This is a genomic window from Achromobacter sp. EB05 (assembly GCF_044232075.1).
Taxonomy (GTDB): domain Bacteria; phylum Pseudomonadota; class Gammaproteobacteria; order Burkholderiales; family Burkholderiaceae_B; genus Achromobacter; species Achromobacter dolens.
Genome location: NZ_CP155917.1, coordinates 3,363,462 through 3,389,659 on the forward strand (window position 1 = coordinate 3,363,462; position 26,198 = coordinate 3,389,659).

The 26,198-nt window shown below is 69.5% G+C and carries 25 protein-coding genes; 15 read left to right on the forward strand and 10 right to left on the reverse strand.

The features are described from left to right. The first annotated feature begins 20 nt into the window (after positions 1-20). On the forward strand, positions 21-1,382 hold the full coding sequence (locus AAID08_RS15375) for an adenylate cyclase (protein WP_343718933.1): 1,362 nt from the start codon (positions 21-23) through the stop codon (positions 1,380-1,382). 123 nt (positions 1,383-1,505) lie between these two features. Further along, the gene (locus AAID08_RS15380) at positions 1,506-2,045 is read left to right on the forward strand and encodes a peroxiredoxin (RefSeq protein WP_054504300.1); all 540 of its coding nucleotides are present in this window, start codon (positions 1,506-1,508) and stop codon (positions 2,043-2,045) included. Between the two features lie 16 nt (positions 2,046-2,061). Here the strand turns inward: AAID08_RS15380 and AAID08_RS15385 are convergent, their stop codons facing one another. Next, on the reverse strand, positions 2,062-3,510 hold the full coding sequence (locus AAID08_RS15385) for a CoA transferase (protein WP_395757822.1): 1,449 nt from the start codon (positions 3,508-3,510) through the stop codon (positions 2,062-2,064). A 301-nt stretch (positions 3,511-3,811) separates the two neighbouring features. Between AAID08_RS15385 and phrB the strand changes: the two genes are divergently transcribed. Next, positions 3,812-5,230 carry a deoxyribodipyrimidine photo-lyase gene (phrB, locus tag AAID08_RS15390; RefSeq protein ID WP_144657602.1) on the forward strand — a complete coding sequence of 473 codons (1,419 nt, stop codon included), beginning with the start codon at positions 3,812-3,814 and terminating at the stop codon, positions 5,228-5,230. 168 nt (positions 5,231-5,398) lie between these two features. After that, on the forward strand, positions 5,399-7,090 hold the full coding sequence (locus tag AAID08_RS15395) for a PAS domain-containing methyl-accepting chemotaxis protein (RefSeq protein ID WP_175189587.1): 1,692 nt from the start codon (positions 5,399-5,401) through the stop codon (positions 7,088-7,090). A 58-nt stretch (positions 7,091-7,148) separates the two neighbouring features. On the opposite strand, the gene AAID08_RS15400 is transcribed toward AAID08_RS15395, so the two are convergent. Further along, positions 7,149-7,484, reverse strand: a complete 336-nt coding sequence (locus AAID08_RS15400; RefSeq protein ID WP_081273528.1) for a hypothetical protein — start codon at positions 7,482-7,484, stop codon at positions 7,149-7,151. A gap of 277 nt (positions 7,485-7,761) precedes the next feature. Here AAID08_RS15400 and AAID08_RS15405 point away from each other — a divergent pair, with 277 nt between their 5' ends. From AAID08_RS15405 to AAID08_RS15420, 4 genes are all read left to right on the forward strand, one after another. Next, the gene (locus tag AAID08_RS15405) at positions 7,762-9,390 is read left to right on the forward strand and encodes a DUF1800 domain-containing protein (protein ID WP_395757823.1); all 1,629 of its coding nucleotides are present in this window, start codon (positions 7,762-7,764) and stop codon (positions 9,388-9,390) included. Positions 9,391-9,412: 22 nt separating this feature from the next. Then, a complete protein-coding gene (locus AAID08_RS15410) occupies positions 9,413-10,615 on the forward strand; it encodes a DUF1501 domain-containing protein (protein ID WP_054504303.1) in 1,203 nt (400 codons plus the stop codon). Between the two features lie 126 nt (positions 10,616-10,741). Further along, entirely contained in the window at positions 10,742-11,944 is a 1,203-nt protein-coding gene (locus AAID08_RS15415; RefSeq protein WP_054504304.1) for an MFS transporter, read from the forward strand. Between the two features lie 15 nt (positions 11,945-11,959). Beyond that, positions 11,960-12,454, forward strand: a complete 495-nt coding sequence (locus AAID08_RS15420) for a glutathione peroxidase (protein ID WP_049074158.1) — start codon at positions 11,960-11,962, stop codon at positions 12,452-12,454. A gap of 100 nt (positions 12,455-12,554) precedes the next feature. On the opposite strand, the gene AAID08_RS15425 is transcribed toward AAID08_RS15420, so the two are convergent. Continuing rightward, positions 12,555-13,022 carry an Lrp/AsnC family transcriptional regulator gene (locus AAID08_RS15425; RefSeq protein WP_054504305.1) on the reverse strand — a complete coding sequence of 156 codons (468 nt, stop codon included), beginning with the start codon at positions 13,020-13,022 and terminating at the stop codon, positions 12,555-12,557. 122 nt (positions 13,023-13,144) lie between these two features. Here AAID08_RS15425 and AAID08_RS15430 point away from each other — a divergent pair, with 122 nt between their 5' ends. From AAID08_RS15430 to AAID08_RS15455, 6 genes are all read left to right on the forward strand, one after another. Then, complete coding sequence (locus AAID08_RS15430) at positions 13,145-14,044, forward strand: DMT family transporter (protein WP_116792670.1); 900 nt, start codon at positions 13,145-13,147, stop codon at positions 14,042-14,044. Between the two features lie 125 nt (positions 14,045-14,169). Continuing rightward, entirely contained in the window at positions 14,170-14,868 is a 699-nt protein-coding gene (locus AAID08_RS15435; RefSeq protein ID WP_054504306.1) for a glutathione S-transferase N-terminal domain-containing protein, read from the forward strand. An 11-nt stretch (positions 14,869-14,879) separates the two neighbouring features. Next, positions 14,880-15,344 carry a GNAT family N-acetyltransferase gene (locus AAID08_RS15440; protein ID WP_116792671.1) on the forward strand — a complete coding sequence of 155 codons (465 nt, stop codon included), beginning with the start codon at positions 14,880-14,882 and terminating at the stop codon, positions 15,342-15,344. Positions 15,345-15,385: 41 nt separating this feature from the next. Next, complete coding sequence (locus AAID08_RS15445; RefSeq protein ID WP_006385315.1) at positions 15,386-15,661, forward strand: lipoate protein ligase C-terminal domain-containing protein; 276 nt, start codon at positions 15,386-15,388, stop codon at positions 15,659-15,661. Further along, entirely contained in the window at positions 15,658-16,434 is a 777-nt protein-coding gene (locus AAID08_RS15450) for a biotin/lipoate A/B protein ligase family protein (RefSeq protein ID WP_395756566.1), read from the forward strand. Before AAID08_RS15445 ends, AAID08_RS15450 begins: the two co-directional genes overlap by 4 nt. 66 nt (positions 16,435-16,500) lie before the next feature. Then, positions 16,501-17,319, forward strand: coding sequence for an RsiV family protein (locus AAID08_RS15455; RefSeq protein WP_054504309.1), 819 nt, complete (start codon positions 16,501-16,503; stop codon positions 17,317-17,319). 165 nt (positions 17,320-17,484) lie between these two features. Here AAID08_RS15455 and AAID08_RS15460 read toward each other — a convergent pair whose 3' ends face one another. After that, the gene (locus AAID08_RS15460) at positions 17,485-18,774 is read right to left on the reverse strand and encodes a Glu/Leu/Phe/Val dehydrogenase (RefSeq protein ID WP_054504449.1); all 1,290 of its coding nucleotides are present in this window, start codon (positions 18,772-18,774) and stop codon (positions 17,485-17,487) included. Between the two features lie 493 nt (positions 18,775-19,267). On the opposite strand from AAID08_RS15460, the gene AAID08_RS15465 reads away from it, so the two are divergent. After that, complete coding sequence (locus AAID08_RS15465; RefSeq protein ID WP_054504448.1) at positions 19,268-20,941, forward strand: BBE domain-containing protein; 1,674 nt, start codon at positions 19,268-19,270, stop codon at positions 20,939-20,941. A gap of 67 nt (positions 20,942-21,008) precedes the next feature. Here AAID08_RS15465 and hutG read toward each other — a convergent pair whose 3' ends face one another. The 6 genes from hutG to AAID08_RS15495 all read right to left on the reverse strand — a co-directional run bounded on the left by hutG (position 21,009) and on the right by AAID08_RS15495 (position 26,196). Next, positions 21,009-21,959 (reverse strand): formimidoylglutamase, encoded by a 951-nt coding sequence (gene hutG / locus AAID08_RS15470; protein ID WP_054504447.1) that lies wholly within the window; start codon positions 21,957-21,959, stop codon positions 21,009-21,011. Further along, entirely contained in the window at positions 21,956-22,738 is a 783-nt protein-coding gene (locus tag AAID08_RS15475) for an amino acid ABC transporter ATP-binding protein (protein ID WP_100502587.1), read from the reverse strand. Before AAID08_RS15475 ends, hutG begins: the two co-directional genes overlap by 4 nt. Then, complete coding sequence (locus AAID08_RS15480; RefSeq protein ID WP_049074183.1) at positions 22,735-23,403, reverse strand: amino acid ABC transporter permease; 669 nt, start codon at positions 23,401-23,403, stop codon at positions 22,735-22,737. Before AAID08_RS15480 ends, AAID08_RS15475 begins: the two co-directional genes overlap by 4 nt. Beyond that, positions 23,400-24,143, reverse strand: coding sequence for a transporter substrate-binding domain-containing protein (locus AAID08_RS15485; protein WP_116793408.1), 744 nt, complete (start codon positions 24,141-24,143; stop codon positions 23,400-23,402). Before AAID08_RS15485 ends, AAID08_RS15480 begins: the two co-directional genes overlap by 4 nt. A gap of 118 nt (positions 24,144-24,261) precedes the next feature. Beyond that, complete coding sequence (locus AAID08_RS15490) at positions 24,262-24,999, reverse strand: IclR family transcriptional regulator (protein WP_064522863.1); 738 nt, start codon at positions 24,997-24,999, stop codon at positions 24,262-24,264. Between the two features lie 264 nt (positions 25,000-25,263). After that, on the reverse strand, positions 25,264-26,196 hold the full coding sequence (locus AAID08_RS15495) for an ankyrin repeat domain-containing protein (RefSeq protein ID WP_395756567.1): 933 nt from the start codon (positions 26,194-26,196) through the stop codon (positions 25,264-25,266). Positions 26,197-26,198: the final 2 nt, after the last annotated feature.

The window sequence follows — 26,198 nt, forward strand, 5'->3', positions numbered from 1 at the left end:
CGCCGCGCAAAGGAAACGCCATGAATGCCCTCGCCCCGCTTCCCCGCCTGCGCCCCCTGGCCGCCGTCGTGCTGATGACCGTCTGCGCCGGCGCAATGGCGCAGACGTACGCGCCGCCCGCCGCTCCAGCCGCCCCCGCCTACGACAACGGCGATCCCGCCAATGCCAACCTGGCGCCGATCGACCGCAGCCCGCAACCGCCTCCGCCCCTGCCGGTCTACACGCAACCGCCCGCCCCCGGCGACGGCTACATGTGGGTGCCGGGTTACTGGAGCCTGAATCGCTACGGCTACTTCTGGGTGCCTGGCGCCTGGGTGCTGGCGCCCTACACCGGCGCGCTGTGGACCCCGGGCTACTGGGGCTTCGTCGACGGCGTCTACCTGTGGCATGCGGGTTACTGGGGGCCGCACATCGGCTTCTACGGCGGCGTCAACTACGGCTTTGGTTATATCGGCATCGGCTACGTCGGCGGTTACTGGGATCACGACCGCTTCTTCTACAACCGCGCCGTGACCAACGTGAACGTCACCCGCGTCACCAACGTCTACAACCACACGGTGGTGGTCAACAACAATATCGACAACCGCCGCATCAGCTACAACGGCGGCCCGGCCGGCATCCAGCGCCGGCCCGACCCGCGCGAGGTCGCCGCGCGCAACGAACCACACCATCCGCCCACCGACGTGCAACGCGGCTTCGTGCGCGAGGCCGGCGGCAACCGCGCCCAGTTCTTCGACCACAACCAGGGGCGGCCGCCGCAGGCGTTCGTGGACCATGCGCCGGGCCGCGGCGGGCCGGCTGCGGGACCGCGCCCCGGCGCGGGCCAGGGCAACGGGCCTGGAAATGGGCCAGGATATGGCCCAGGAAACGGTCCGGGAAGCGGCGCGCAGAATCGACCGGGCAATGGCCCGGACCGTGGACCGGGCGCCGCGACGCCCGGCGGCCCGCGCGCGGATTTCAATCGTGGCGGTGCCGGCGGCCCGCCTGCTGCGCAGGCGCCGGGGCAGCAGGCCCGCCCGCCGCAGGCACAGACGCCCGGCCAACCGCAAGCGCGGCAACCGCAAAACGCGCCGCAGGCCCAGCCGCCGAGTCAAGCGCAATCGAGGCCGCCACAGGCCCAGCCGCCCAGTCAGATGCAATCGCGACCGCCGCAAGCCCAGCCCCAGGCTCGGCCGCAGCAAGGGCCGCGTCCCGGCCAGGCCCCGGACAACCTGGCGCCACGCGCGCCACGCGAGTCGCATGCGGTTCCCGCCAACCGCCCCGAGGCCCGGCCCCAGGGCAATCCGCAACACGGCGGCGGGCGGCCATCCGGCGGCCAGGAACCGCAACGCGGCGGTGGCGGCGAGCGCGGCGCGCCGCATGAACGTGGCGGCCGCGACTGACCTCGCAACTAAGGCCGCGTCGTCCGCCGGGCTGGATTCCTGCGGACGACGCGGCTACAGTGGTCAGGCCCGGCCCCGTCGATGTCCACGCGGCCCACGGCCCATCGATTCGCGGAGACCCCTATGAAGCGCCTTGCCCCCCTGTTCCTCGCCTGCGGCCTGCTGGCCGGCCCCGCCGCCCAGGCCGCCCTCAACGTCGGCGCGCCCGCGCCCGACTTCAGCGCCCAGGCCTCGCTCGGCGGCAATGTGTTCACCTTCAAGCTGGCCGAGGCGCTCAAGAAGGGTCCGGTCGTCCTGTATTTCTACCCCGCCGCCTTCACGGCGGGCTGCACCATCGAGGCCCATGACTTCGCCGAGGCCACCGACGAATACAAGTCGCTGGGCGCCACCGTCATCGGCGTCTCGGCCGACGACATCGACACCCTGAACAAATTCTCGGTCAGCGAATGCCGCAGCAAGTTCGCGGTGGCGGCCGACGGCGACGGCAAGATCATGAAGGCCTACGACGCGGTGCTGGACGCGCGGCCCGAGCGCGCCCAGCGCGTGTCCTACGTGATCTCGCCCGAAGGCAGGATCCTGTACGAATACACCAACATGAACCCCGAGGCCCACGTCACTAACACCATGAAGGCGCTGCGCGACTGGAAGGCCGGCAAGAAATAACGCGGCCGCGATGCCGTCAATTGAACGGCCACACCGTCGGATGCGTGCCAGGCGGGCTGGAAGGCCGGGTCCAGCGAGCCGGCGTGAGCGAGAACTGCGCGGCATGGCGCATCGCGATCAATTCGCCGAACCCCGATGCCTCCGTTTCCATCATGCCCTCGAAGCCTGGCATGGCGCGGTTCAGGCCGCCGTCGATGCGGCCCAGCGTGCGCAACCAATGCGCGGTCTGCGCCAGCGACACCTGTACATGCCAACTGCCGCCCTCGGTGGCCTGGCGCGCCAGCGCCACCTGTGCGCCGAACGCCATCAGGTAGCCCGAGGCGTGATCCAGGATCTGCATCGGCAGCGCCCTGGGCGCGTCCTGGCCAGCGGCCTCGGCCTCGGCATGGTTGAAGCCGGCGGCGGTCTGCACCAGCGAATCGAAGCCGCGCCGGCCCGCCCATGGGCCGGAGGCGCCGTAGGCGGACAGGGACACGTAGACGATGCCCGGCCGCAGGCGCGCCGCGTCCTGCGGACCGAACCCCAGCGCGGCCATGCCGCCGGGCCGATAGCCCTGCACCAACACATGCGCGCTGCGCAGCAGATTGGCCAGCGCGATGCGGCCGTCGGCGGTGTCCAGGTCGGCGTGTACCGACAGCTTGCCGCGGCTGGTGTCGATCAGGTTGGCGATATTGGGCAGGTGCGGCGAATTCACCAGCATCACGTCGGCGCCGTAGGCCGCCAACGCCCGGCCACAGACCGGGCCGGCGATGATGCGGGTCAGGTCCAGCACGCGGATGCCCTGTAGCGGGCGCGGATCGTGCCCATACTTGGGCAGGGGCCGCGGGTCGGCCTCGCCGATGCGCTCGACCGTCAGCAGCGGCTGAGCCGCGATCGCCTGCCCTTGGGGGTGGCGGTCCCATTCATCGAAACTGCGCATGGCGGTGACCACCATGCCTGCGTCCGCCGCCACCTGCTCGAAATCCTGCGCGCGCCAGCGGCCCAGCGCCTGCTCGACCGCTTCGCGGGTGGCGCCGTCGCCGGTCGGACAGCCCAGCAAGGCCAGGGCGCCGTCGCGATGGTGCGGAAAATTGGCATGGATGCGGACCCAGCCGCCATCGCCGCAGCGATACACGCCAGTGATCGGATCGCGCGGATCCGGCGAGGCGCCGTTGATGAGGAAGTGGCTGCGGCATTCCTGCGCCGCGTGCAGCATGTCCACGCCAACCTGCTGCCGCTCGCCGCCGCGCAGATGCCACAACTCGGCCGCGGCCAGCGCCGCCGCCGCCATGCTGACCTGGGCCGCCGTCCCCACCGCGAATGAGGACGGCAGCACCGGCTCGTTACCGATCAGCACCACGTGCTCGAGCGATTCGCCGGGCAGGTCGAAGGAACGCCACAGATCCTGCAATACATCGCCTGGCGTCTTGGCGGCGGGTGCGCGTCCCCTCAGGAAGGACGCGCGGAAATCCATCAGATGTCCCATGGCGTTCATTTTTTGCTTTGTCGGTAATTGGATTACATGGCGCGGGCCGCGGCGGCGTCAATAAGGCGGCGGCGCCAGCGTGTTTCATGGTTTGACCGCCGGCCGGCCGGCATCGCCCGGGCATCCGCCGTCCCCCCCTGCGCCCGCTGGCGGCGCACGCGCCGTCACCGCCGTCACATCTACTCGTAGTTTTTACATGGTGTGGGCAGCCGCCCGGCTCGCGGAGGCGCCGCCGGGGCGCGATAGAATGCCTGCCTTTGCCGCGCCCTTCCCGCCGCCCCTTTCCGGAACGACCGCCCTCATGCATACCCTGATCTGGCTGCGCACCGACCTGCGCCTGCACGATAACCCCGCCCTGGCAGCCGCGGCGCAGGCGGGCACGGTCACTGCCCTGTTCATTGCCGCGCCGGGCCAATGGCGCCGCCACGGCGAGGCGCCGGCCAAGGTCGACTTCTGGCTGCGCAACCTGCGCGAGCTGTCGCGGGACCTGGGCCGCCTCGGCATTCCGCTGAAGCTGCTGACGCTGGACACCTGGGACCAGGTGCCCGAAGCGCTGGCCGGCTTCTGCCGTGAACACGGCATCGCGCAGGTGCACGCCAACACCGAATGGGCCGTCAACGAGCGCCGCCGCGACGACGCCGTGGCGCAGCGGCTGGCCGAGGCCGACATCGACTGGCACCTGCACCACGGCGCCTCGCTGCTGCGTCCGGGCACCGTGGTGACCGGCAAGGGCGACTGCTACCGTGTCTACACCCCATATGCGCGCGCCTGCCGCGAACGCCTGCGCAGCGCCCCGCTGCGCGCGACGCCGGCGCCCAGGCCGCAGGCCGCGCCGGCCTGGCAGGCCGACCCGCTGCCCGACGCGTTCGACGGCTACCCGCCCGCCAGCGACGCCATCCGCGCGCTGTGGCCGGCCGGCGAGAGCGCGGCGGGCGAACGACTGGACGCCTTCGTCGATGGAGTCATCGACGCCTATCGCGACGAACGCGACTTCCCCAGCCTGCCGGCCACCAGTTGCCTGTCCCCGTACCTGGCCGCCGGCGTGCTGTCGCCGGGCCAGGCCCTGCGCGCGGCGCAGGCGGCCAACCACGGCGAGCTGGAGAGCGGCAATGCCGGCGCCGCCACCTGGATCAACGAACTGCTGTGGCGCGAGTTCTACCAGCATCTGCTGGCGGCCTGCCCCGAATTGTCGATGCACCGGCCGATGAAGCCGGAAACCGCCGCGGTGCCGTGGCGCGACGCGCCCGACGACCTCGCGGCCTGGCAGCAGGGCCGCACCGGCCTGCCGATCGTCGACGCCGCCATGCGGCAATTGCTGGCGCTGGGCTGGATGCACAACCGGCTGCGCATGGTCACGGCCATGTTCCTGTCCAAGAACCTGCTGATCGACTGGCGCCTGGGCGAAGCCTGGTTCATGGCGCACCTGGTCGACGGCGACCTGGCCGCCAACAACGGCGGCTGGCAATGGAGCGCGTCCACCGGCGCGGATTCCGTGCCCTACTTCCGCGTTTTCAATCCGCTGTCGCAATCGCGCAAGTTCGATCCCCGCGGCGTGTTCCTGCGCGAATGGCTGCCCGAGCTGGCCCACCTGGACGACAGCGCCATCCACGATCCCAGCCCGATGGAACGCGCGGCGGCCGGCTATCCCCTGCCCATCGTCGACCTGGCGCAGAGCCGCCTGCGCGCGCTGGAGGCCTTCGGCAACCTGCCCAAGGCCTGAGCCGGCCGGCCAAAAATCGTCCATCACATCACGGCCCCGCCCGCTTGCGGCCGTTTACGTTTCGCATCGTTTCAAAATATTTTGATGTAGATCAACCCGGCGATATCGCCCGTCCCCGATGATCCGGCAGCAGCAACACGCCCCCGCCCATCAGAGGACGAAAGACGCATGCGCAACAACCAGCCGGTCTACGACAAGGAATACACGCTTCACGACGAGCAGTACCTGATCTCGCGCACCGACGCCCGCGGCCGCATCATCTACGCCAATCCCGCGTTCGTGGAGGTCAGCGGCTTCGCCCGCGAGGAACTGGTGGGCGCGGCCCACAACATCGTGCGCCACCCCGACATGCCGGAAGAGGCGTTCGAAGACCTGTGGCGTACCATCCAGCGCGGCGAATCCTGGACCGGCGTGGTCAAGAATCGCCGCAAGGATGGCGGCTTCTACTGGGTGCTGGCCAACGTCACCCCCATCATCGAGCGCGGCGAGACGGTCTGTTATGCCTCGGTGCGGGTCAAGCCGACCCGGGCCCAGATCGACGCCGCGGACGCGGCCTACCGGCAACTGCGCGCCGGCACCGCGCGCGGCTTCAGGCTCAGCCGCGGCCAGGTCAAGCCGACCGGCCTGCGCGGCGTACTGGCGCGTCTCAAGATTTGGCGCCTGACCGGCGTGCGCTCGCGCATGCTGGCCTGGGCCATGCTGGCTTCGACGCTGTTCCTGGGCGCGGCCGGCGTGGCGCTATACGGCATGCTCGACCGCATGAGCACCGAGGAGATCGCGCTGGCGGCGGCCATGCTGGCCGGCGGCGTGATCCTGATCTTCGCCTCGGGCTGGGGCTTTGCCCGCTCGATCACCGGCCTGCTGGTCACCGCCACCGACTTCACGCGCCAGATCGCCGCTGGCAACCTCAGCACGCCGCTGCCCCCCGCCAGCATCCGCGACGAGATCGGGGCCCTGAAATTCTCGTTGGAAGTGATGCGCAAGAGCCTGGTCAGCATCACCCGCGACGTCCACAGCGGCATCGAAAGCGCGCTGACCTCGGCCGCCGAAATCGCCGATGGCAATGCCGACCTCTCGGCCCACACGCAGCGCCAGGCAGCCTCGCTGGAGGAAGCCGCGGCCAGCATGGAACAACTGGCGTCCACGGTGAAACAGACCGCCACCAACGCGCACGGCGCCGACCAGATGGCCAACCAGGCGTCCGACGTGGCCAAGCGCGGCGGCGAGGTTGTGGACGACGCGGTGCGGGCGATGCAGGGCATCGTGCAAAGCACCGCGCGCATCCGCGAGATCGTCGGCATCATCGACGGCATCGCCTTCCAGACCAACATCCTGGCGCTCAATGCCGCAGTGGAAGCGGCCCGCGCCGGCGAGGCCGGCAAGGGTTTCGCGGTGGTGGCCTCCGAAGTGCGCAGCCTGGCGCAGAAAAGCGCCACGGCAGCGCGCGAGATCAAGGAACTGATCGAGGCGTCGAACCACAAGGTCGAGGACGGCGTGCGCCACGTCGAGCGCGCCGGCGAGGCCATGCTCGACATCGTCGGCTCGGTGCAGCAGGTGACCCAGATCGTCAACGAGATTGCCGCCACGTCCAACGAGCAGCACACCGGCATCGACAACGTCAGCCGCACCATCTCGGAAACCGACAGCGCCGCGCAAAGCAACGCGGCGCGGGTGGAGCAGGCCAGCCTGGCGGTCGACAACCTGCGCACACGCGGGGCCCAACTGCGCCACGCCATCGAGGTGTTCCGCATCGCCGGCGCCCAGACCGTGTTGCCCAAGCGCGCCGCCGCGCCCGTGACAGCGGCGTTGATCACCGCGCCCCGGCAAGGACAACCATTGCTGGAACGGCGCCCCTCATAGCCCCGGCGCCGGCGTGGATTCGGGCGCGGACCCGGGCCGGCCAAGCGGCAATAGCGGGTCACTCTTGCGGCGCGGCGGCCTCCTTGTCGAGCCGCTTGATGAATACCAGCAATTCCTTCTCGACCTGCTTGTCGCCGCGCGCCTGCGCGGCCTTCAGGCCCGACTCCCAGGCGGCGCGGGCGCCAGCCTTGTCGCCGCGGCCGAGGCAGGCCTTGCCCAGCCACTTCCAGGCCACCGAGTAGGCCGGATCGAACACCAGCGAGGCGCGCAGATGCGTCTCGGCGTCGCCGTAGCATTCCTGCTCGGCGTAGGCCTTGCCCAGCGAGAATCGCAACAACATATTGTCGGTGCCTTTGGCCAACATGGTTTCCAGACGATCGATCATTTCCCGCATGCCCGGCCTCCTTTGCGCCGCTTGCGCTGACTGCGATGGCACATGATAGGCCGCGGACCGCCCATCGGCGGCAATGGCCCCGCGCCGCGCAGGGAAAGCGGCGGCGCACTGCACAAGCATCGGTTTCCTTGCGTTTCAAGCAGCGCCGCGACGGGAATGGCGGTGCGACTATCCTGTCACATGCTCAGGATCGGCCGCAGCGCGCGCAGCCGACCCTGACCGCCTGCTGAAGGCAGGCCGCAACCGTCAACCCGCAAGGTGCCGCTTCATGCCGAACATGCGCCTTTTCCCGCGTCTCTTTTTCCCGCGCCGCCTCTTCCTGCGTCGCCTCGCGGCCCGGCGGCCGCCATTGGCGGCCCTGGCGCTCGCCGCGCCCCTGCTCGCCGCCCCCCTGCTGGCCGCGGCCCCTGCGACGGCCGCGCCGCCCACCGCATCCATACCCGCCACCGGCTCCGAGGCCCAGGCGCTCGAGGCCGCGCTGGTCAACCGCATCACCTGGGGCGCCACCCCCGCCGAGCTGGCGCGCATGCGCCAACTCGGCCCGCAGCGCTACCTGCAGGCGCAGTTGCATCCCGACCCGAAGGCGCGCCTGCCCGCCGCCGTGCAGCAGCGCATCGACGCGCTGTCGATCTCGCGCCAAAGCGCCGAGGACGCGCACGCCGAACAGCGCAGCCTGCGCCAGGGCGCCAAGAACGCCTCCCCCGACGCCAGCCAGCAGGCCCAGCGCGACGCCCGCGCCATCTCGCGCCAGCGCGCCGACGACACCGCCAGCCGCGCGTTCTACCGCGCGCTGTACTCGCCCAACCAGTTGCAGGAACAGATGACCTGGTTCTGGATGAACCACTTCAACGTCTACGCGGCCAAGAACGACATCGGCACCTACATCGACCAGTACGAGGAACGCGCCATCCGCCCGCACGCGCTTGGCAAGTTCCGCGACCTGCTGGCGGCCACGCTGCGTTCGCCGGCGATGCTGGCGTACCTGGACAACACCCAGAACGCCGCCGGGCACATCAATGAAAACTACGCGCGCGAACTGATGGAGCTGCACACGCTGGGCGTCAAGGGCGGCTACACGCAGGCCGACGTGCAGGAACTGGCGCGCATCCTCACCGGCCTGGGCATCCACAACCAGGACGGGCCGCCCAAGGTCCGGCCGGCGCTGCGCGATCAGGTGGCGCTGGACGGCCTGTTCCTGTTCAACCCGGCGCGCCACGATTACGGCGACAAGCGCTTCCTGGGGCACACCATCCGCGGCGCCGGCCTGGCCGAGGTCGACGAGGCCGTGGACCTGCTGGCGCGCCATCCCGCCACCGCGCGCTTCATCAGCGCCAAGCTGGCCGCCTACTTCATGGGCGACGCGCCGCCGGCCTCCGTGATCGACAAGATGGCCAAGACCTTCCAGGCCAGCGACGGCGACATCGCCGCCACCTTGCAGACGCTGTATGGCTCGCCGGAATTCACGCGGTCGCTCAAGACGGGCGTGTTCAAGGACCCGGTGCATTACGTTTACTCGGCACTGCGCCTGACCTATGCCGACCTGCCGCCCATCGTCAACCCGCGGCCGGGCCTGGCCATGCTGCGGCAACTGGGTCAGCCGTTGAACCAGCGCCTGACGCCCGACGGCTACCCGCAGGCGCAGTCGGACTGGGCCGGCTCGGGCCAGATGACCGCGCGCTTCGAAGTGGCGCGCGCCATCGCCGCCGCGCCGCAGGCCTTCTATCGCGAAGGCGACGACAAAGGGCCGGTGGAACTGCCGCGCCTGCCCGAACTGTTGCGCGAGAACGCCGGCGACGGCCTGTTCGCGCGCCTGTCGCCCGCCACCCGCGACGCCATCGCGCAGGCGAAGAACCCCAGGGACGCCAACACCTATCTGCTGGCCTCGCCCGAATTCATGCGGCGCTGAGGCGCCGCGGGAGAAACCCATCATGGACCGCCGCCGCATCCTGCAACTCCTGGCCTCGGCGCCGCTCGTCTTCGGCGCCAACCGCCTGTACGCCGCGCCGGCCGCCGCCGGCAACAAGCTGCTGGTCGTCTTCATGCGCGGCGCCTACGACGCCGCCAGCCTGCTGGTGCCGGCCGGCAGCGACTTCTACTACGAGTCGCGCCCGAGCATCGCCATCGCCAGGCCCGGCAGCGGCGCCGGCGCCGCGCTGCCCCTGGCCGACGGCTGGGCCCTGCACCCGGCGCTGGCCGACAGCCTGATGCCCTTCTACCAGAAGCGCCAGTTGGCCTTCGTGCCGTTCGCCGGCACCGACGACACCAGCCGCAGCCACTTCGAGACCCAGAACCGCATCGAACTCGGCCAGGGCGCGGCCCGCGACAGGAACGGCGACTTCCGCTCGGGCTTCCTGAACCGCCTGGCCGCGACGCTTGGCGGCAAGGACGAACAGGCGGCGGCCTTCACCTCCGAGGTGCCGCAGATCTTCCGCGGCGCCGAACGCGTGCCCAACATCGACCTGGGCGGCGCGGCCCGCAAGTCGCGCCTGTCCGAGGCCGACAACCGCGCCATCGCCGCCATGTACCAGCACACCGACCTGGGCGCCTCGGTCGCCGAGGGCCAGCGCATCATGGGCGCCACGCGCGCCGAACTCGACGCCGAGATGGAGGCCGCCAGCGGCAACGCCGTATCGGCCGACAGGCTGGAACAGGAAGCGCGCCGTATCGGCCGCTTCATGCGCGACCGCTACAACCTCGGCTTCGTCGACGTCGGCGGCTGGGATACGCACGTCGGCCAGGGCGGCGCCAGCGGCATGCTGGCCAACCGGCTCGGCCAGTTGGGGCGGGCGCTGGCCGGCTACGCCGATGCGATGGGTCCGGCCTGGAAGCAGGCCACGGTGGTGGTCATCAGCGAATTCGGCCGCACCTTCCGCGAGAACGGCAACAAGGGCACCGACCACGGCCACGGCACGGTCTACTGGGTGATGGGCGGCAACGTGCGGGGCGGGCGCATTGCCGGCCGCCAGGTCGCGGTCAGGCGCGACACCCTGTTCCAGGACCGCGACTATCCGGTGCTCAACGAATACCGCGCGCTATTCGCCGGCCTGTTCTCGCGCCTGTACGGCCTGAGTCCGGCGCGGCTGGCGCAGGTGTTCCCGGGCATCACGCCGCTGGACCTGAAACTGGCCTGAACCAAGGGTATACCCGTATCGGCAACAGGGATTTGCGCCGGCGCGCGCGGGCCGCTGCTCTAAAATCCACGCTCCCTTCCCTGCCGCCGCGGCCCCGTGCGTCTCCGGCCCTCTCCCCGCTTTTACATGCCCCTGCATCTCATCGCGCTCGCCGCCGCCGCCTTCGGCATCGGCACCAGCGAATTCGTCATCATGGGCCTGCTGCCCAACGTGGCCGCCGACCTCGACGTCAGCATCGACATCGCCGGCCTGCTGATCACGGGCTACGCCATGGGCGTGGTGATCGGCGCGCCCATCATGGCCATCATCACCGCGCGGCTACCGCGCAAGGCCACGCTGATCGGCCTGGCCAGCACCTTCGTGCTGGGCAACCTGCTCTGTGCGCTGGCGCCCGGCTACGGCACGCTGATGGCCGCGCGCGTCTTCACCGCCTTCTGCCATGGCGCCTTTTTCGGCATCGGCGCGGTGGTGGCGGCCGACCTGGTGCCGCGCCACCAGCGCTCCAGCGCCATCGCGCTGATGTTCACCGGCCTGACGCTGGCCAACGTGCTGGGCGTGCCGCTGGGCACCGCGCTGGGCCAGGTGGCGGGCTGGCGCTCGACCTTCTGGGTGGTCAGCGGCATCGGGCTGGTCGCGGTGGCGGCGCTGGCGGCGTGGCTGCCGGGCCGCATCCCGATGCAGCCCGGCAACATCCTGCGCGAATTCCGCGTGCTGCGCGACGTGCGCGTGCTGTGGCCGCTGGTCGCCAGCGTGCTGGCCTCGGCCGCGCTGTTCTGCGTGCTGACCTACATCGCGCCGATCCTGCGCGACATCACCGGCGTGTCAGAACGCGGCGTGACCGGCGTGCTGCTGCTGTTCGGCGTGGCGCTCACGGTGGGCAGCACGCTCGGCGGCAAGCTGGGCGACCGCAATCTGGAAGTGTCGCTGCGCCGCATCTTCCTGGGCCTGCTGCTGGTGTTCCTGGCGCTCAGCCAGGCCATCCACGCGCTGGCGCCAATGCTGGTGATGACCTTCATCTGGGGCACCCTCGGCTTTGCCGTGGTGCCGCTGCTGCAGACGTTGATCGTGGACCAGGCGGCCGAGGCCCCCAACCTGGCCTCGACGCTGAACCAGGGCGCCTTCAACCTGGGCAACGCCGGCGGCGCCTGGCTCGGCAGCCTGGCGCTGGGCCACGGGCTGCCGCTGACCGACCTGCCGTGGATGTCGGCGGCCATCACCGCGGCGGTGTTGCTGCTGACCCTGTGGGGCACGCGCTACTATGGGCGCCACGCCGGGATGGCGCAGCCGCCGCAAACCGGCGCGCTGGCCTCGTCCCGTTCCGACGCCTGACCCCAAGGAGCCCGCATGAGCACGATCTACGATTTCTCGGCCCGCGACATCCACGGCGCCGACCAGCCGCTGGCCGCCTACCGCGGCCGGGTGCTGCTGGTGGTGAACGTGGCCTCGAAATGCGGCTTTACGCCGCAGTATTCGGGCCTGGAAGAGCTGTACCGCGCCCTGCGCGACGACGGCCTGACGGTGCTGGGCTTCCCGTGCGACCAGTTCGGCCGCCAGGAGCCGGGCAACGAGGCCGAGATCCTCGACTTCTGCACCACGCAGTACGACATCACCTTCCCGCTGTTCGCCAAGATCGACGTCAACGGCGCCAACGCCGACCCGCTGTACCGCTGGCTCAAGGGCGAGAAGCCCGGCGTCTTCGGCACCGAGGGCATCAAGTGGAACTTCACCAAGTTCCTGGTGGGCCGCGACGGCCAGGTGATCAAGCGCTACGCCCCCACCGACACGCCGGCCGGGCTGAAGGACGACATCGTCCGCGCGTTGGCCGCGCCGGCCGCCTGACGGCTGCCAAGCCGGCAGCCGCGCCCGGATCCTGGCGCCGCCACAGGACGTGCCGCGCTGGCCTTCGCGCCGGCGACGCGCCCGATTCCGCCGTGCCTGTTCAACGCAACGGCGGCAGCCGGCGGCGCACGGTGTGCGCCTTGACGATGGCGGTGTTGGTCTCGGCGAACTCGGTCACGCGTTCCAGGATGCCGTCCAGATGCGTGATCGAACGCAGCACCACCCGCGCGATGAAGCAGTCATCGCCGGTGACCTTGTCGCATTCGACGAATTCCGGAATTTCCTGGATCAGGCCCTCGACCCGCCGCAACTGCCCGGGCAGCGGCCGGATGCGCACGATGGCCTCCAGCGTGTAGCCCAGCGCCACCGGATCGACGTCCAGCGTGTAGGCGCGGATCACCCCTGATTCCTCCAGCCGCCGCAGGCGGTCGGCCACGCTCGGCGCGGACATCCCGACCTGGCGCGCCAGGTCGGCGGTGGTGGTGCGCGCATTGGCCGTCAGCATCTCCACCAGGCGGCGGTCGATGCCGTCCAGGACCGGACTTTCATTTTTTAGGTCATTCTGCATAAATTCCACCCGAACGAAGGTTCAAACACAAAACTGCCGCAGCAACATCATATAACCGTGCTGATCGGCCTGGGATAATTTCTCCATCGAATCACGGACCGCATGGTCCCCTGGAGCCTTCCATGTCCCCCTCATCCGATCGCATTGGCCTGGCCCAGATGGCCGCCGCCATGACCCTGTCCGGCACCCTGGGCGTGTTCGTCCTGGAATCCGGCCAGAGCGCCTGGAACGTGGTGTTCTTCCGCTGCGTCTTCGGCGCCCTGTCGCTGTTCCTGTATTGCTGGGCGCGCGGCCTGCTCAAGCCCGGCCTGTTCACGGCCCGCACTCTGGCGCTGGCCCTGGCCGCCGGCGCCGCGCTGGTGCTGAACTGGGTGCTGCTGTTCTCGGCCTACCGCCTGGCCTCGATCTCGCTGGCCACCGCCGTCTACAACGTGCAGCCCTTCTTCCTGATCGGCCTGGGCGCGCTGTTCCTGGGCGAACGGCCCACGCGCGGCAAGCTGGCCTGGTCGGTGATCGCCTTCGCCGGCCTGCTGCTGGTGCTCAAGCTCACCGACCACAGCGGCGGCGACGCCTATCTGTCGGGCCTGCTGCTGGGGCTGGGCGCGGCGGCGCTCTACGGCGTCACTGCCGTCATCGTCAAGCGCCTGAAGGGCATCCCGCCGCAGGTGCTGGCGCTGGTGCAGGTGACGCTGGGCGCGGTGATGCTGCTGCCGATGGCCGACTTCCAGGCGCTGCCCGCGGCCCCGCTGCAATGGGGCTACCTGGTGGCGCTGGGCCTGATCCACACCTGCCTGATGTACATCCTGATGTATTCGGCGATCCAGAAGCTGCCGACCACCTCGACCGCCGCGCTCAGCTTCATCTATCCGGCCGTGGCGATCCTGCTGGACCTGGTGGTGTACGGCCACCGCATGGACGCCACTCAGGTGCTGGGCGTGGCCATGATCTTCCTGGCGGCCGCCGGCGTCAGCCTGAACTGGCAGTGGCGCCTGCGCGGCGGCGCCCGGCCCGGCGCCGCCTGAACGGGGCCCGGCGCCAAACCCGCACCGCGCCCCCGGGTATTCGGCCGCCCGCCCGGGGCGCCGCTATCATGGACCTTCCGATCCGCCGGCAGTGGCCGGCGGCGCCAAGACGCTGAGGAATCCCCATGATCGATCTCTATTACTGGACCACCCCGAACGGCCACAAGATCACGATTTTCCTGGAAGAAGCCGGACTGCCTTACGAGATCCACCCGGTCAACATCAGCAAGGGCGACCAGTTCAAGCCCGAATTCCTGGCCATCGCGCCCAACAACCGCATTCCGGCCATCGTCGACCAGCAGCCCGCCGACGGCGGGGCGCCGCTGTCGCTGTTCGAGTCCGGCGCGATCCTGCAGTACCTGGCCGAAAAGACCGGCCGCTTCCTGCCCGCCGACCTGCGCGGCCGCGCCGAGGTCTCGCAATGGCTGTTCTGGCAGATGGGTGGCCTGGGCCCCATGGCCGGCCAGAACCACCACTTCTCGGGTTACGCGCCCGAGCGCATCCCCTACGCCATCGAGCGCTACGTCAAGGAAACCAACCGCCTCTACGGCGTGCTGAACAAGCGCCTGGCCGACCGCGAGTTCGTCGCCGGCGACTACTCCATCGCCGACATGGCGTCCTACCCCTGGATCGTGCCGCACGCCAAGCAGGGCCAGGACCTGAACGACTTCCCGCACCTGAAGCGCTGGTTCGACGCCATCGCCGCGCGCCCGGCCGTGCAGCGCGCCTACGCGCTGGCCGACAAGGTCAACACCGCGCCCTCGGTCAGCGACGACGAGTCGCGCCGCATCCTGTTCGGCCAGACCGCCCAGAACGTGCGCTGAGCGAGGCCGCCATGACCGATTCCCCGCTGCGGTTCCGCCGCGCGCGCCTGGGCGACCTGCCCGAGATCGTGGCCATGCTGGCCGACGACGAACTGGGCGCCAGGCGCGAAGATCCCTCGGTTCCGCTCAACCCCCGCTACACTGCGGCTTTTGCCGCCATCGAGCAGGACCCGAACCAGTTCTTCGCGGTGGTCGAACGCGACGCGCGCCTGATCGGCTGTTTGCAGTTATCGTTCATACCCGGCCTGTCGCGGCTGGGCCAATGGCGCGGACAGATCGAAAGCGTGCGCATCGCCTCGTCGGCGCGCGGCCAGGGCCTGGGACGCGCCATGTTCGAGTGGGCCATCGAGCAGTGCCGGGCGCAGGGATGCGCCATGGTGCAACTGACCACCGACCGCGCCCGGCCCGACGCCCGCCGCTTCTACGAAAGCCTCGGCTTCGTGGCCAGCCATGACGGCATGAAACTGAGCCTGTAGCGCCGCCTCCGGCGCCAGGCCTGATACACAAAGGAGCGCCCATGCACGGCGAATACAAAGTCCCCGGCGGCAAGCTGGTGGTCGCGGACCTGGAAGTCCGCGACGGCCGCCTGGCCGATGTCCGCATCAGCGGTGATTTCTTCCTGGAGCCGCCCGAGGCGCTGGAAGCCATCAACCGCGGCCTGAACGGCTTGCCGGCCGACGCCGGCGAACTGGAACTGGCGCTGGCGGTGCAGTCGGCGCTGCCGCCCGACACCGAAATGTTCGGCTTCTCGGCCGAGGCCGTGGCGGTGGTGCTGCGGAGGGCGCTGGCATGACCCGCACCGACTGGAACGACTACGACTGGCAACTGATCCACGAAGCGCCGCAACGCCCCGGGCTGCACATGGCGCTGGATGCCGTCATCACCGACGAAGTCGGCGCCGGCACCCGCCCGCCCACGCTGCGCATCTGGGAATGGTCGGCGCCCGCGGTCGTGATCGGCCGCTTCCAATCGCTCAAAAACGAAGTCGATCCCGAGGGCGCCCGGCGCCACGGCATCGAGGTCGTGCGCCGCGTCAGCGGCGGCGGCGCCATGTTCATCGAGCCGGGCAACAGCATCACCTATTCGCTGAGCGCGCCGCAGGCGCTGGTGCACGGCATGAGCTTCCAGGAAAGCTACGCCTTCCTGGACGCGTGGGTGCTCCAGGCCCTGCAGGGGCTGGGCATCAAGGCCTGGTACCAGCCGCTCAACGACATCGCCTCGGACATCGGCAAGATCGGCGGCGCCGCCCAGGCCCGCCGCGCAGGGGCAGTGCTGCACCACGTCACCATGTCGTACGACATCGACGCCGATAAAATGGTGGAAGTCTTGCGCATCGGGCGCGAGAAGCTGTCGGACAAAGGCACCACCAGCGCCAAGAAGCGGGTCGACCCGCTGCGCACCCAGACCGGGTTGGCGCGCGAGGTCATCATCCAGCGCATGGTGGACACTTTCGCCAGCCTGCACCGGCTGACGCCGGGCCAAGTGGGCGCGGCCACGCTGGCGCAGGCCGAGGCCCAGGCCGCCGAGAAGTTCTCCACGCCCGAATGGACCGCGGTCGTCCCCTGAGGCGCCGCGGGTTTGAGTCGGAAGGTCGCGCCCGCGGGCGCGGCCGGGTTTTCTGGAGGTAGTTCAATGCGTCTTCCCCGCAAGCCGCGCGGCCTGTCCGCCGCGGGTTTGGGAGCCGTCCTGCTGGCCCTGGCCGGCTGCGGCAGTTCGCCCCCCGCCAACATCACGCTGGACTCGCCGACGGCGGCCGCCAGCACGGCCACGCCCGAGAAGATCGGCGACCTGGCCACCGAGCGCATCAAGTGGGCGTCCAACAAGCCCGATTGCAAGGGCGACTGCCCGCGCATCGAAATCGACAGCGTGGCCTTTCCCGGCATCCCCAAGCTGACCGCGCTGGTTGACCACGTGCTGGCCTACATGACCGGCACCGACGCCAATCGCCGCGGCCCGTACGAGACGCTGTCGGAATACACGCAATATTTCTGGTCCACCGCGCGGCCGCGCGACGCCACCTACTTCAAGGCCAGCGTCAAGGACACCGTGGGCGACATCGTCTCGATCGAGCTGCACACCGAGCAGTTCCTGACCGGCGCCGCGCACGGCATTCCCGCCACCCAGTACCTGAACTGGGAACGCAGCCGCGGCCGCGTCATGGCGCTGGACGAAGCGCTGATTCCCGGGCGCCGCGCCGAATACGTCGCCGCGTTGCGGCAGGCCCACGCCAAGTGGCTGGCCGGAAACAGCGACGCCAAGCGCGACCCGGCCGCCTATAACAAGATGTGGCCGTTCCAGGAAAGCGACAACTTCGCGCTCACGCGCGACGGCATCGTGGTCAAGTACGACGCCTACTCGATCGCCCCCTACTCGCATGGCGAGCCGGAACTGAGCATTCCGTACTCGGACCTGCGCGGCATCCTCAAGCCGGAACTGCTGCCCAAGTCCTGAGGACCCGCGCGTTCCGGCCGGCGGCGCCGGTGGCCGCCATCCGGCCGTAAGCGACGCGGCCCGCCCACTCCGCGGCCCGAAATGGAAACCGCCCCTGTCGGGGCGGTTTTCCTGTCTTCCTCTGGCTCCTCCGCGCGCCGGGCCGGGCCCGGCGCCCAGAAGGACTTACGGGTACAGGCCGCGCACCTGGCGGGCCTGCAGGATGCGCGTGCAAGCCACGATGAAGGCGGCGGTGCGCAGCGTCACCTTGTGCTCCTTGGCCACCAGCGCGATCGAGGCGTAGGCCTCGCGCATGATGCGCTCCAGGCGCTGGTTGATTTCGTCCTCGCTCCAGAAGAAGCTGGAGAAGTCCTGCACCCATTCGAAGTACGACACCGTCACGCCGCCGGCGTTGGCCAGCACGTCCGGCACCACGTACACGCCGTGCTCAAACAGGATGTCGTCGGCTTCCGGGGTGGTCGGGCCGTTGGCGCCTTCCACCACGATCTTGGCGCGCACCTTGGCGGCGTTGTCGGCGGTGATCTGACTTTCCAGGGCGGCCGGGATCAGGAATTCGGTTTCGAGCGTCCAGAACTCGTTCTTGTCCATCGCCTGGCCGCCGGAGAAGCCGCCCACGCCGCCATGCTGCGACACGTGCGACAGCAGCTTGTGGACGTCCAGGCCGGCGGCGTTGTGCACCGTGCCGGTATGGTCCTGCGCCGCGATGACCTTGGCGCCGGCCTCATGGAACAGGCGGGCGGCGGTGCCGCCCACGTTGCCGAAGCCCTGCACCACCACGCGCGCCTTGGACACGTCGATGTTCAGGTCGCGCGCGGCTTCGCAGCCGACCACGAACACGCCGCGGCCGGTGGCCTCGACGCGGCCCAGGCTGCCGCCCAGCGCGATCGGCTTGCCGGTCACGACGCCGGTGGCGGTCGAGCCTTCGTTCATGGAGTACGTGTCCATCATCCAGGCCATGGTCTGGGCGTTGGTGTTCACGTCAGGGGCGGGAATGTCCTTGGACGGGCCGATGATGACGCCGATTTCCGAGGTGTAGCGGCGCGTCATGCGCTCGATCTCGGACTGCGACAGCTTGCGCGGGTCGACGCGGATGCCGCCCTTGGCGCCGCCGTACGGCAGGTTGACCGCGGCGTTCTTGACCGACATCCAGGCGGCCAGCGCCATCACTTCCGACAGCGTCACGTCCTGGTGGAAACGCACGCCGCCCTTGCCCGGGCCGCGCGAGGTGTTGTGCTGCACGCGATAGCCCTCGAAGTGGGCCACGCTGCCATTGTCCAGCTCGATCGGCACGTCGACGATCAGCGAGCGCTTCGGGCGCTTCAGGGTCTCGACCCAGCGCGCCAGCGAACCGAGGTACGGCGTGACCCGGTCGACTTGTTGCAGGTAATTACCCCAGGGGCCGAGATCGTCGGCATTCAGATAAGACGGCAAGGCATGGGTGGGAGTTTGAGACATGGACATGCTCTCCTGACAAAGTTGCGCCATTTTATCCATATCCTTATTGTGTCCCCATATTTTATGAAAAAATATTAATTAGGGACACAATATGGAAACGGAGACCGCGAGCGTTGCCGAGCCTGCCGAAACGCTGCGCCTATCCTAGCCCCGCTCGTCGGCAGCGTCCACCCTGTGCGCGCCCGCCCCGAGCACTCGACTCGCCCCAGGCCAGTCACCGGCGCCAGCAAGGCCCTGCGTACCGGGCGCCGGTCGCCCCCTCCCGCCCTCTTGCCTGCGCCCCCCGACGCCACATCACATTCGCGTGTCAGTCCGACCCGGGGCGCCTGTCGCACCTTGCTTGAAAGCGTCATCCAGTTAAATCAGAATCAACCGGCCCCGGTTTTAGCGGTACCCGGCACCGGCGGCGTTCCAAAGCTTGTCATCCCGCGTTGCCGGCGGGCGACTCCCGCTGGCATCACTGCACTCATGAAAATCAACCATAGAGGTGCGCATGTCGGATTTTTCCCTGATTGACAGCAATGACCCGCGTTACGCGACCCTGCAAAAGGGTTTCAACCTGCGCTTCCCCACCACGGGCCAGGGCGCCAACGCCATCTACGTCTGCAAGACCCCGCAGGACGTGCTCGACGCGGCCAACGCCGCGCTGGCCAAGGGCTGCCGCATCACGGTACGCAGCGGCGGCCACTGCTACGAGGGCTTCGTGGCCAACAAACTGCCCGAGGACCACGGCCAGCCGCTGGCCATCATCGACCTGAGCCTGATGACCGGCCTGCGCTACCGCGAGGCTGGCGACATCCCCTCGCCCTGGAACCCCGCCGCGCGCTACCGCTTCGCGGCCGCGTCCGGCAACCAGAACTGGGACGGCTACCTGGACCTGTACAAGACCGCCAACCGCACCCTGCCCGGCGGCTCGTGCTATTCGGTCGGTTCGGGCGGGCACATCGTCGGCGGCGGCTACGGCCTGCTGTCGCGCCTGCAAGGGCTGACGGTGGACTGGCTCTCGGGCGTGGACATCCTGGTGCCGCAGGGCCCGGGTTCGCGCAAGCTGGTCGCCAAGCACGTCAACCTGCACAGCGCCGGCGCCGACCGCGACCTCTTCATCGCCTGCCGCGGCGGCGGCGGCGGCAACTACGGCATCATCCTGACCTACTACTACGCCGACCTGCCCGCCGCGCCCCAGGAAGCCTACTGGCTGTCGCTGTCCTACCCCTGGGCCAGCTTCGGCGCCGGCGCCACGGGCCGCGCCAACTTCGCGCGCTTCATGCGCACCTACTGGCAGTGGTTCGCCGACCACGACGCCGACTGGAACAGCCCCGACCCGGCCAAGGCCAACGGCGGCCTGTTCACGCTGCTGAAGGTGCAGCATCGCTCGACCGGCGACGTGGTGCTGAGCATCCAGTACACCGGCAAGGACGGCAAGGTCGGCGGCGCGCGCGACCAGCCGTTCCTGGACTTCGTCGCCACCATGAACGCGGCGGCCAGCGCCGCCCCCGCCGTCAACCTGTCCACGCATTGGCACGGCCCGTCGCACCGCGTGGTCCATCCGGCGCCGCGGATGCTGGCCCATGCGGTCAACGATGCGCAGAAGATGGACTGGCTGTGGCTGACGCAGAGCATCAACGGCTCGGGCAGCAACCAGCGCGGCAAGTACAAGTCCGCCTATCACAAGGCCAATTTCAGCGACGTCGAGATCATGGCCCTGTGGGAATACCTGAACGGCTCGGACGATCCGCGCCTGAACCAGGCGCTGGTGCAGATCGACTCGTACGGCGGCCGCATCAACCGCAACGACGAGACGGCCAACCCGACCAGCGTATGCCAGCGCTCGTCGCTGCTGAAGTCGCAGTTCCAGGTGTACTGGACCGATCCGGCGCAGGACGCCTTCCACATCAAGTGGATCGCCGACCTGTACGACGAGTACTTCGCGCAGTACGGCGGCAAGCCCAGCAACCAGCCGGGCTCGCCGTTCGAGGGGTGCTACATCAATTACCCCGACACCGACATGAAGTACACCGACGCCAGCCACAGCCACGTCGATCCGCAGTGGCTCGACCTGTACTACGGCAACAAGACCGCCGCGCTGATCGCCACCAAGCGCAGCGTCGATCCCGACAATCTCTTCCACCACGAGATGTCGATCCCGCTGGCCGCGCCGCAGGCGTGAAAAAGCCCGCCGCCATGCGCCGCGCGAGCGGCCATGACGGCGGGCCGGAAGTCCGCCGCGGACCGTGTCAGGCGGACAGCAGTTGCCAGGCCAGGCGCGCCGCCGCGCGGGCGCCATGGCCGTCGATGTCGAAGCGCGGGCTGTACTCGGCCATGTCGGCCAGGCGCAGCTTGCCGCTGGCCTTGACGCGCAGCACGATCTCCTCGATCACCGCCATCGGCACGCCATAGGGCGCCGGCGCCGACACGCCCGGCATCACCGCCGCCGGCAGCACGTCCAGGTCGATGGTCAGGTAGACGTGGCGGGCCCGCGCCAGCAAGGCGTCGACGTTCGCCAGACGCGCCGCCAGGTGGCGTTCCTGCATGTCGCGATCCTCGACCCACACCGCGCCCACTTCGGCCGCCCGCGCGTACAGCGCCGGCGTATTGGCCAGCCGCGACACGCCCAGGCAGGCGTATTGCAGCGCCAGCCCCTGCGCCTCGCAGTAATGCGCGATCTGGTCGAACGGCGTGCCGGAACTGCCCGGCCGGCCGGTGCGCAGATCGAAATGCGCGTCCAGGTTCAGCACCAGCACCGGGCCCTCATCGCCCCGGTCCGCCAGCCAGCGCGCCAGGCCCTGGAAGCTGCCCCAGGCGATCTCGTGGCCGCCGCCCAGCACCACCGGGCGCGCGCCCTGGCGCAACAGGTCGGCCACCGCCAGCCCCAGGCGCTCCTGCGCGTCCTCCAACTGGTCGCCCTCGCAGGCCACGTCGCCCGCGTCCAGCAGGCGCGTCAGGCCATGCGCCGGCAGGCCGGCCATGTACTTGCGGATGCCGGCCGGGCCGGCGGCCGCGCCGACGCGGCCTTGATTGCGGGCCACGCCGGCATCGCAGGCAAAGCCCAGCAGCACCGGCTCGCCCGCCACCGGCGCCTGGCCCGCGGCCGGCTCGACGATGTGCGCCAGGCGGCGCGTGTCGCCGCGCTCGGCGCTGTCGTCGCGCGCGGTCCACAGGCTCCGGTCGAGTTGCGCCGCCGTCATGCCGCCCCCTGCCCCGTGCTCAGCACGGCCTGCAGGAACTCGCGGGTGCGGGCCTCGCGCGGCTGGCTGAAGATGACCTCGGGCGCGCCCGATTCCAGGATCACGCCGCCGTCCATCACCGCGACCACGTCGGCCACGTCGCGGGCAAAGCCCATTTCGTGGGTCACGACCATCATGGTCATGCCTTCGCGCGCCAGCAGCTTCATGACCTGCAGCACTTCGCCCACCAGCTCCGGATCCAGCGCCGAGGTCGGTTCGTCGAACAGCATGACCTTGGGCTGCATCGCCAGCGCGCGGGCGATCGCCACGCGCTGCTTCTGGCCGCCCGACAGGCTGGCCGGCATGGCCGACATCTTCTGCGCCAGGCCGACCTTGCGCAACAGGTCCTCGGCCAGCGCGTTGGCCTCGTCACGCCCCATGCCGCGCAGCGTGCGCGGCCCGACGGTGACGTTGTCCAGCACCGACAGGTGCGGGAACAGGTTGAAGCCCTGGAACACCATGCCGACCTGCATGCGCAGTCGGTTCAGCGCCGCCTCGGGCAAAAGCTCGCCTTCGTTCTGCAGCGTCTGGCCGCAGATTTCCACAGTGCCGCCCTGGGCCACTTCCAGCCCGTTGCAGCAGCGCAGCAAGGTGCTTTTGCCCGAACCGCTGGGGCCGATCACCACCACCACCTGCGACGGCAGCACATCGAAGTCGATGCCGCGCAGCACGGCGTGGTCGCCGTAGGATTTCTGCAGGCCGCGGATGCGGATCATTTCTTTCGGATTCGCGGCGTTCATTGCACCATCCCCCCCGCGCGCAGGCGTTGCTCGATCCTGCGCAGTATCAACATGGCGGCCGTGGTCAGGACCAGGTAGATCAGCGCCACCACCAGATAGGTTTCCAGCGAGCGGTACGACACGCTGATGATCTTCTGCCCTTCGTGCATCAGGTCATGGATGGTCAGCAGCGATACCAGCGCCGAATTCTTGATCAGCGCGATGAACTCGTTGCCCAGCGGCGGGATCATGCGCACCACCGCCTGCGGCAGGATGATGATGCGCATGGCCTGGCCCGACGACATGCCCAGCGAGCGGGCCGCCTCGGTCTGGCCGCGGTCGACCGACTGGATCGCGCCGCGCACGATTTCCGACACGTAGGCGCCGGAATACATGCCCAGCCCCAGCACGCCGCAGGCGAACGCCGGCAGCGTCACGCCGAACTGCGGCAGGCCGAAGAACCAGATGAACAACTGCACCAGCAGCGGCGTGCCGCGAAAGAACAGCAGGTAGACGCTGCACAGGTTGTAGATGATGCTGCGCTGCGGGTTGAGCCGGCCGACGCCGACCAGCAGGCCGATGACACAGCCCAGCAGCAAGGCGCCGGCGGTCACCTCGATGGTGACCACCGCGCCGCGCAGCAGGGCGTCGAAGTCGGCGAAGACGGGAGCAAAATCCAGGTTCATTTCGCGGGCGCCTCGAACCACTTGTTGACGATGGCCTGGTAGCTGCCATCGGCCTTGATCTTCCGCAGCGCCTCATTCAGGCCGCGAGTCAGCTCCGGCTTGTTCTTGGGCACGGCGATGCCGTAGTCTTCGGTGGTGACCTGGTCGGCCAGCACGGTCAGGTCGGTGGTGCTCTGGGCGAACAGCTTGGCGGCCGGCTTGCCGGTCACGGCGGCATCGGCGCGGCCGATCTGTACCAGGTTGAACATCTCCTGGTTCTTCTCGACCTCGACGCGCTGCACCGACGGATAGTGTTCCTTCAGGTAGTTGACCGACTTGGTGCCGACCTGCACCGACACCTTGCGGCCGTCCAGGTCCTTCAGGGTCTTGACCGGGCCATCCTTCTTGGTCAGCACGACCAGGCCGCCGGCGTAGTACGGGTCGGTGAAATCCACCACCTTGCTGCGCTCGGGCGTGATGTAGATGGCGGACACGGCGATGTCGGCGCGGCCGGCCTGCAGGGCGGGAATCAGGCCCTTGAAGTCGATGTCGATCCATTCGACCTTCTTGCCCATGGCGGCGGCCAGGGCCTCGACCAGTTCGATGTCAAAGCCGGTGCGCTTGCCGTCCTTGACGAACTCCATGGGCGGGAAGGTGGCGTCGGTCACGGCGCGGATGGTTTCCTGGGCGTGGGCGGTGCCCATGCTCCAGGCCAGGCCCAGGGTCAGGGCGGCGGTCAGCAGGGTGCGGCGAGTGGTCATGGCAAATCCTGATAGGAGAAAGTGGATACGGATACGGCGATCGGTACGGCGTGGGGTATGGCGTCTAGAGAGGCGGCAGGAATATCGGGGACAACATGGAATCCGGAAACGGGCGGCGTCAGTGCGCCTGCAGCCTGCCCGAGATGCGGCGGGCGGCCGCGACGGTCAGGTCGATGAAGGCCTGCGGCCGCTGGGCGGCGCGGGTGGACGGGGCCATCAGCGTGATGGAGGCAACCGCCTGGTTGGCGCGCTGGAAGATCGGCACGCTCACGCCCCAGACGCCGGCGTCGACTTCGCTGTCGGTCACGGCGTAGCCCTGGGCGCGGATGGCTTCGAGTTCGTCGGCCAGCCGCGCCGGATCCACGCCCGACTCCCGGGCCAGGATGGCCAGCGCGGCCTGCAGGCGCGGCGCCGGCATGAAGGCCAGCAGCGACTTGGCCGAGGCGCCGCGCGCCAGCGGCAGGCCGCGGCCCTTGGTAAAGGAGCAGCGCAGCGGATGCTGGCTCTCGACCATGTCCAGGCAAACGGCCTGGTCCTTGACCGCCACCAGCAGGCCGATGGTCTCGCCCGACGCGGCCGCCAGCGCCGCCATGTCCGGCTGCGCCTCGTGGATCAGGAACGACGACTGGTCAAAGCCCCAGGCCAGTTGCACGCACAGCGGACCGGGGCCGTACTCGCCCTCGTGCTCGGCGACGAAGCCCCAGCGCTTGAGCAGCGCCACCTGGCGGTAGAGCGTGCTCTGCGCCAGGCCGGTCTTCTCAGCCAGCGCGGCAATGCTCAGCGGGCCATCGTGTCGGGCCAGCGTGGCCAACACGTAAAGCACCCGGTCCGCGCCCGGTCCTACCGACTGATCCATCAACAAGCACTCCTGGTGGTGATGGCAGCGAGATTATCAATTTATGGTGGTAACGATGGAAATTTTTCCCACTGATTGAGAAATTACAGGGAAAACCCCGAAACACCCGATCACGAATCCGCCCTCCCCGGACCGCCGAAGCCTTGCCTGGCCGCCGCCCCTCGGCGCCGGCACACCCGAGCCGCGCCGCGGGTCCGCCGGCGACCGGCAATAAAAAAACCCGCCAGAAGGCGGGTTTTGGAACCAGCGGGGCGCGGCCCTCGGTCAGGGCGTCGCGGGCTTGTCGTAGTTGTTCAGGCGCACCCCGGACACGCCGCCCACATTGGGCGCGTTGGCGGGCTTGGCGGGCGCGGCCGGCTGGGCCAGCGGCGGCGGCGCGTCTAGCGGCGCGGGCTGGACGGCGGGCGGCGCCGCCGCCGTATCGGCCGGAGCCACGCCGGTCGCCGCCTCGACGGCCTCGGCCGGATCGGTTTCCGGCTCCGCCGGGCCGCTGGCGCGGCGGGCGCGCTTGGCCGCCTCCTGCTGGGCGATCAGCGTTTGCAGCTCGGCGGCCAGGCTGGTCGATTTGCCGGTGCGGGCCCAGTCCGCGGCATTCTGGTCCTTGGTATCGCGGGTGGTGACGTCGGCTCCCGCCTTCAGCAGCAGCTCGACCATCGCCTTGTTGCCCGACAACGCCGCCATCATCAACGGGGTTTCGCCGTTGGGGGCCGGCGCGTTCACCATCGCCTTGCGTTCCAGCAGCAGGCTGGCCATGGCCAACTGGCCCTTGGAGGCCGCATAGTGCAGCGGCGTCCAGCCCAGCCGGTTGACCTGGGCGCCGCGCGCCATCAGCGCCCGCGCCCGCTCGGTCTGGCCGGCGATGGCCAGGTACATCAGCGGCGTCTCGCCGGCCGGGTTCTCGGCATTGACGTCCGTGCGCGGGTTGGCCGCCAGCACGTCGAACACCTTCCAGGCCCCGTCGACCACCGCCCGCATCAGGGCCGGCTGGCCGTTGCGGTAGCGCACGTTGGGGTCGGCGCCCTGCGCCAGCAGATCCTTGATTTCGTCCGGATAGTCGTTGGCGACGTAGACCCACCAGTCCGACGGATTGGCGGCCTGGGCCAGCGCTGGCGTCGAAACGGCGACGCACAGCGCCAGCAGCGCGCTGCGGCAGTGTGAAACGAGGCGGTGACGGGAGAACGCAGCGCTGGCAGCCATGG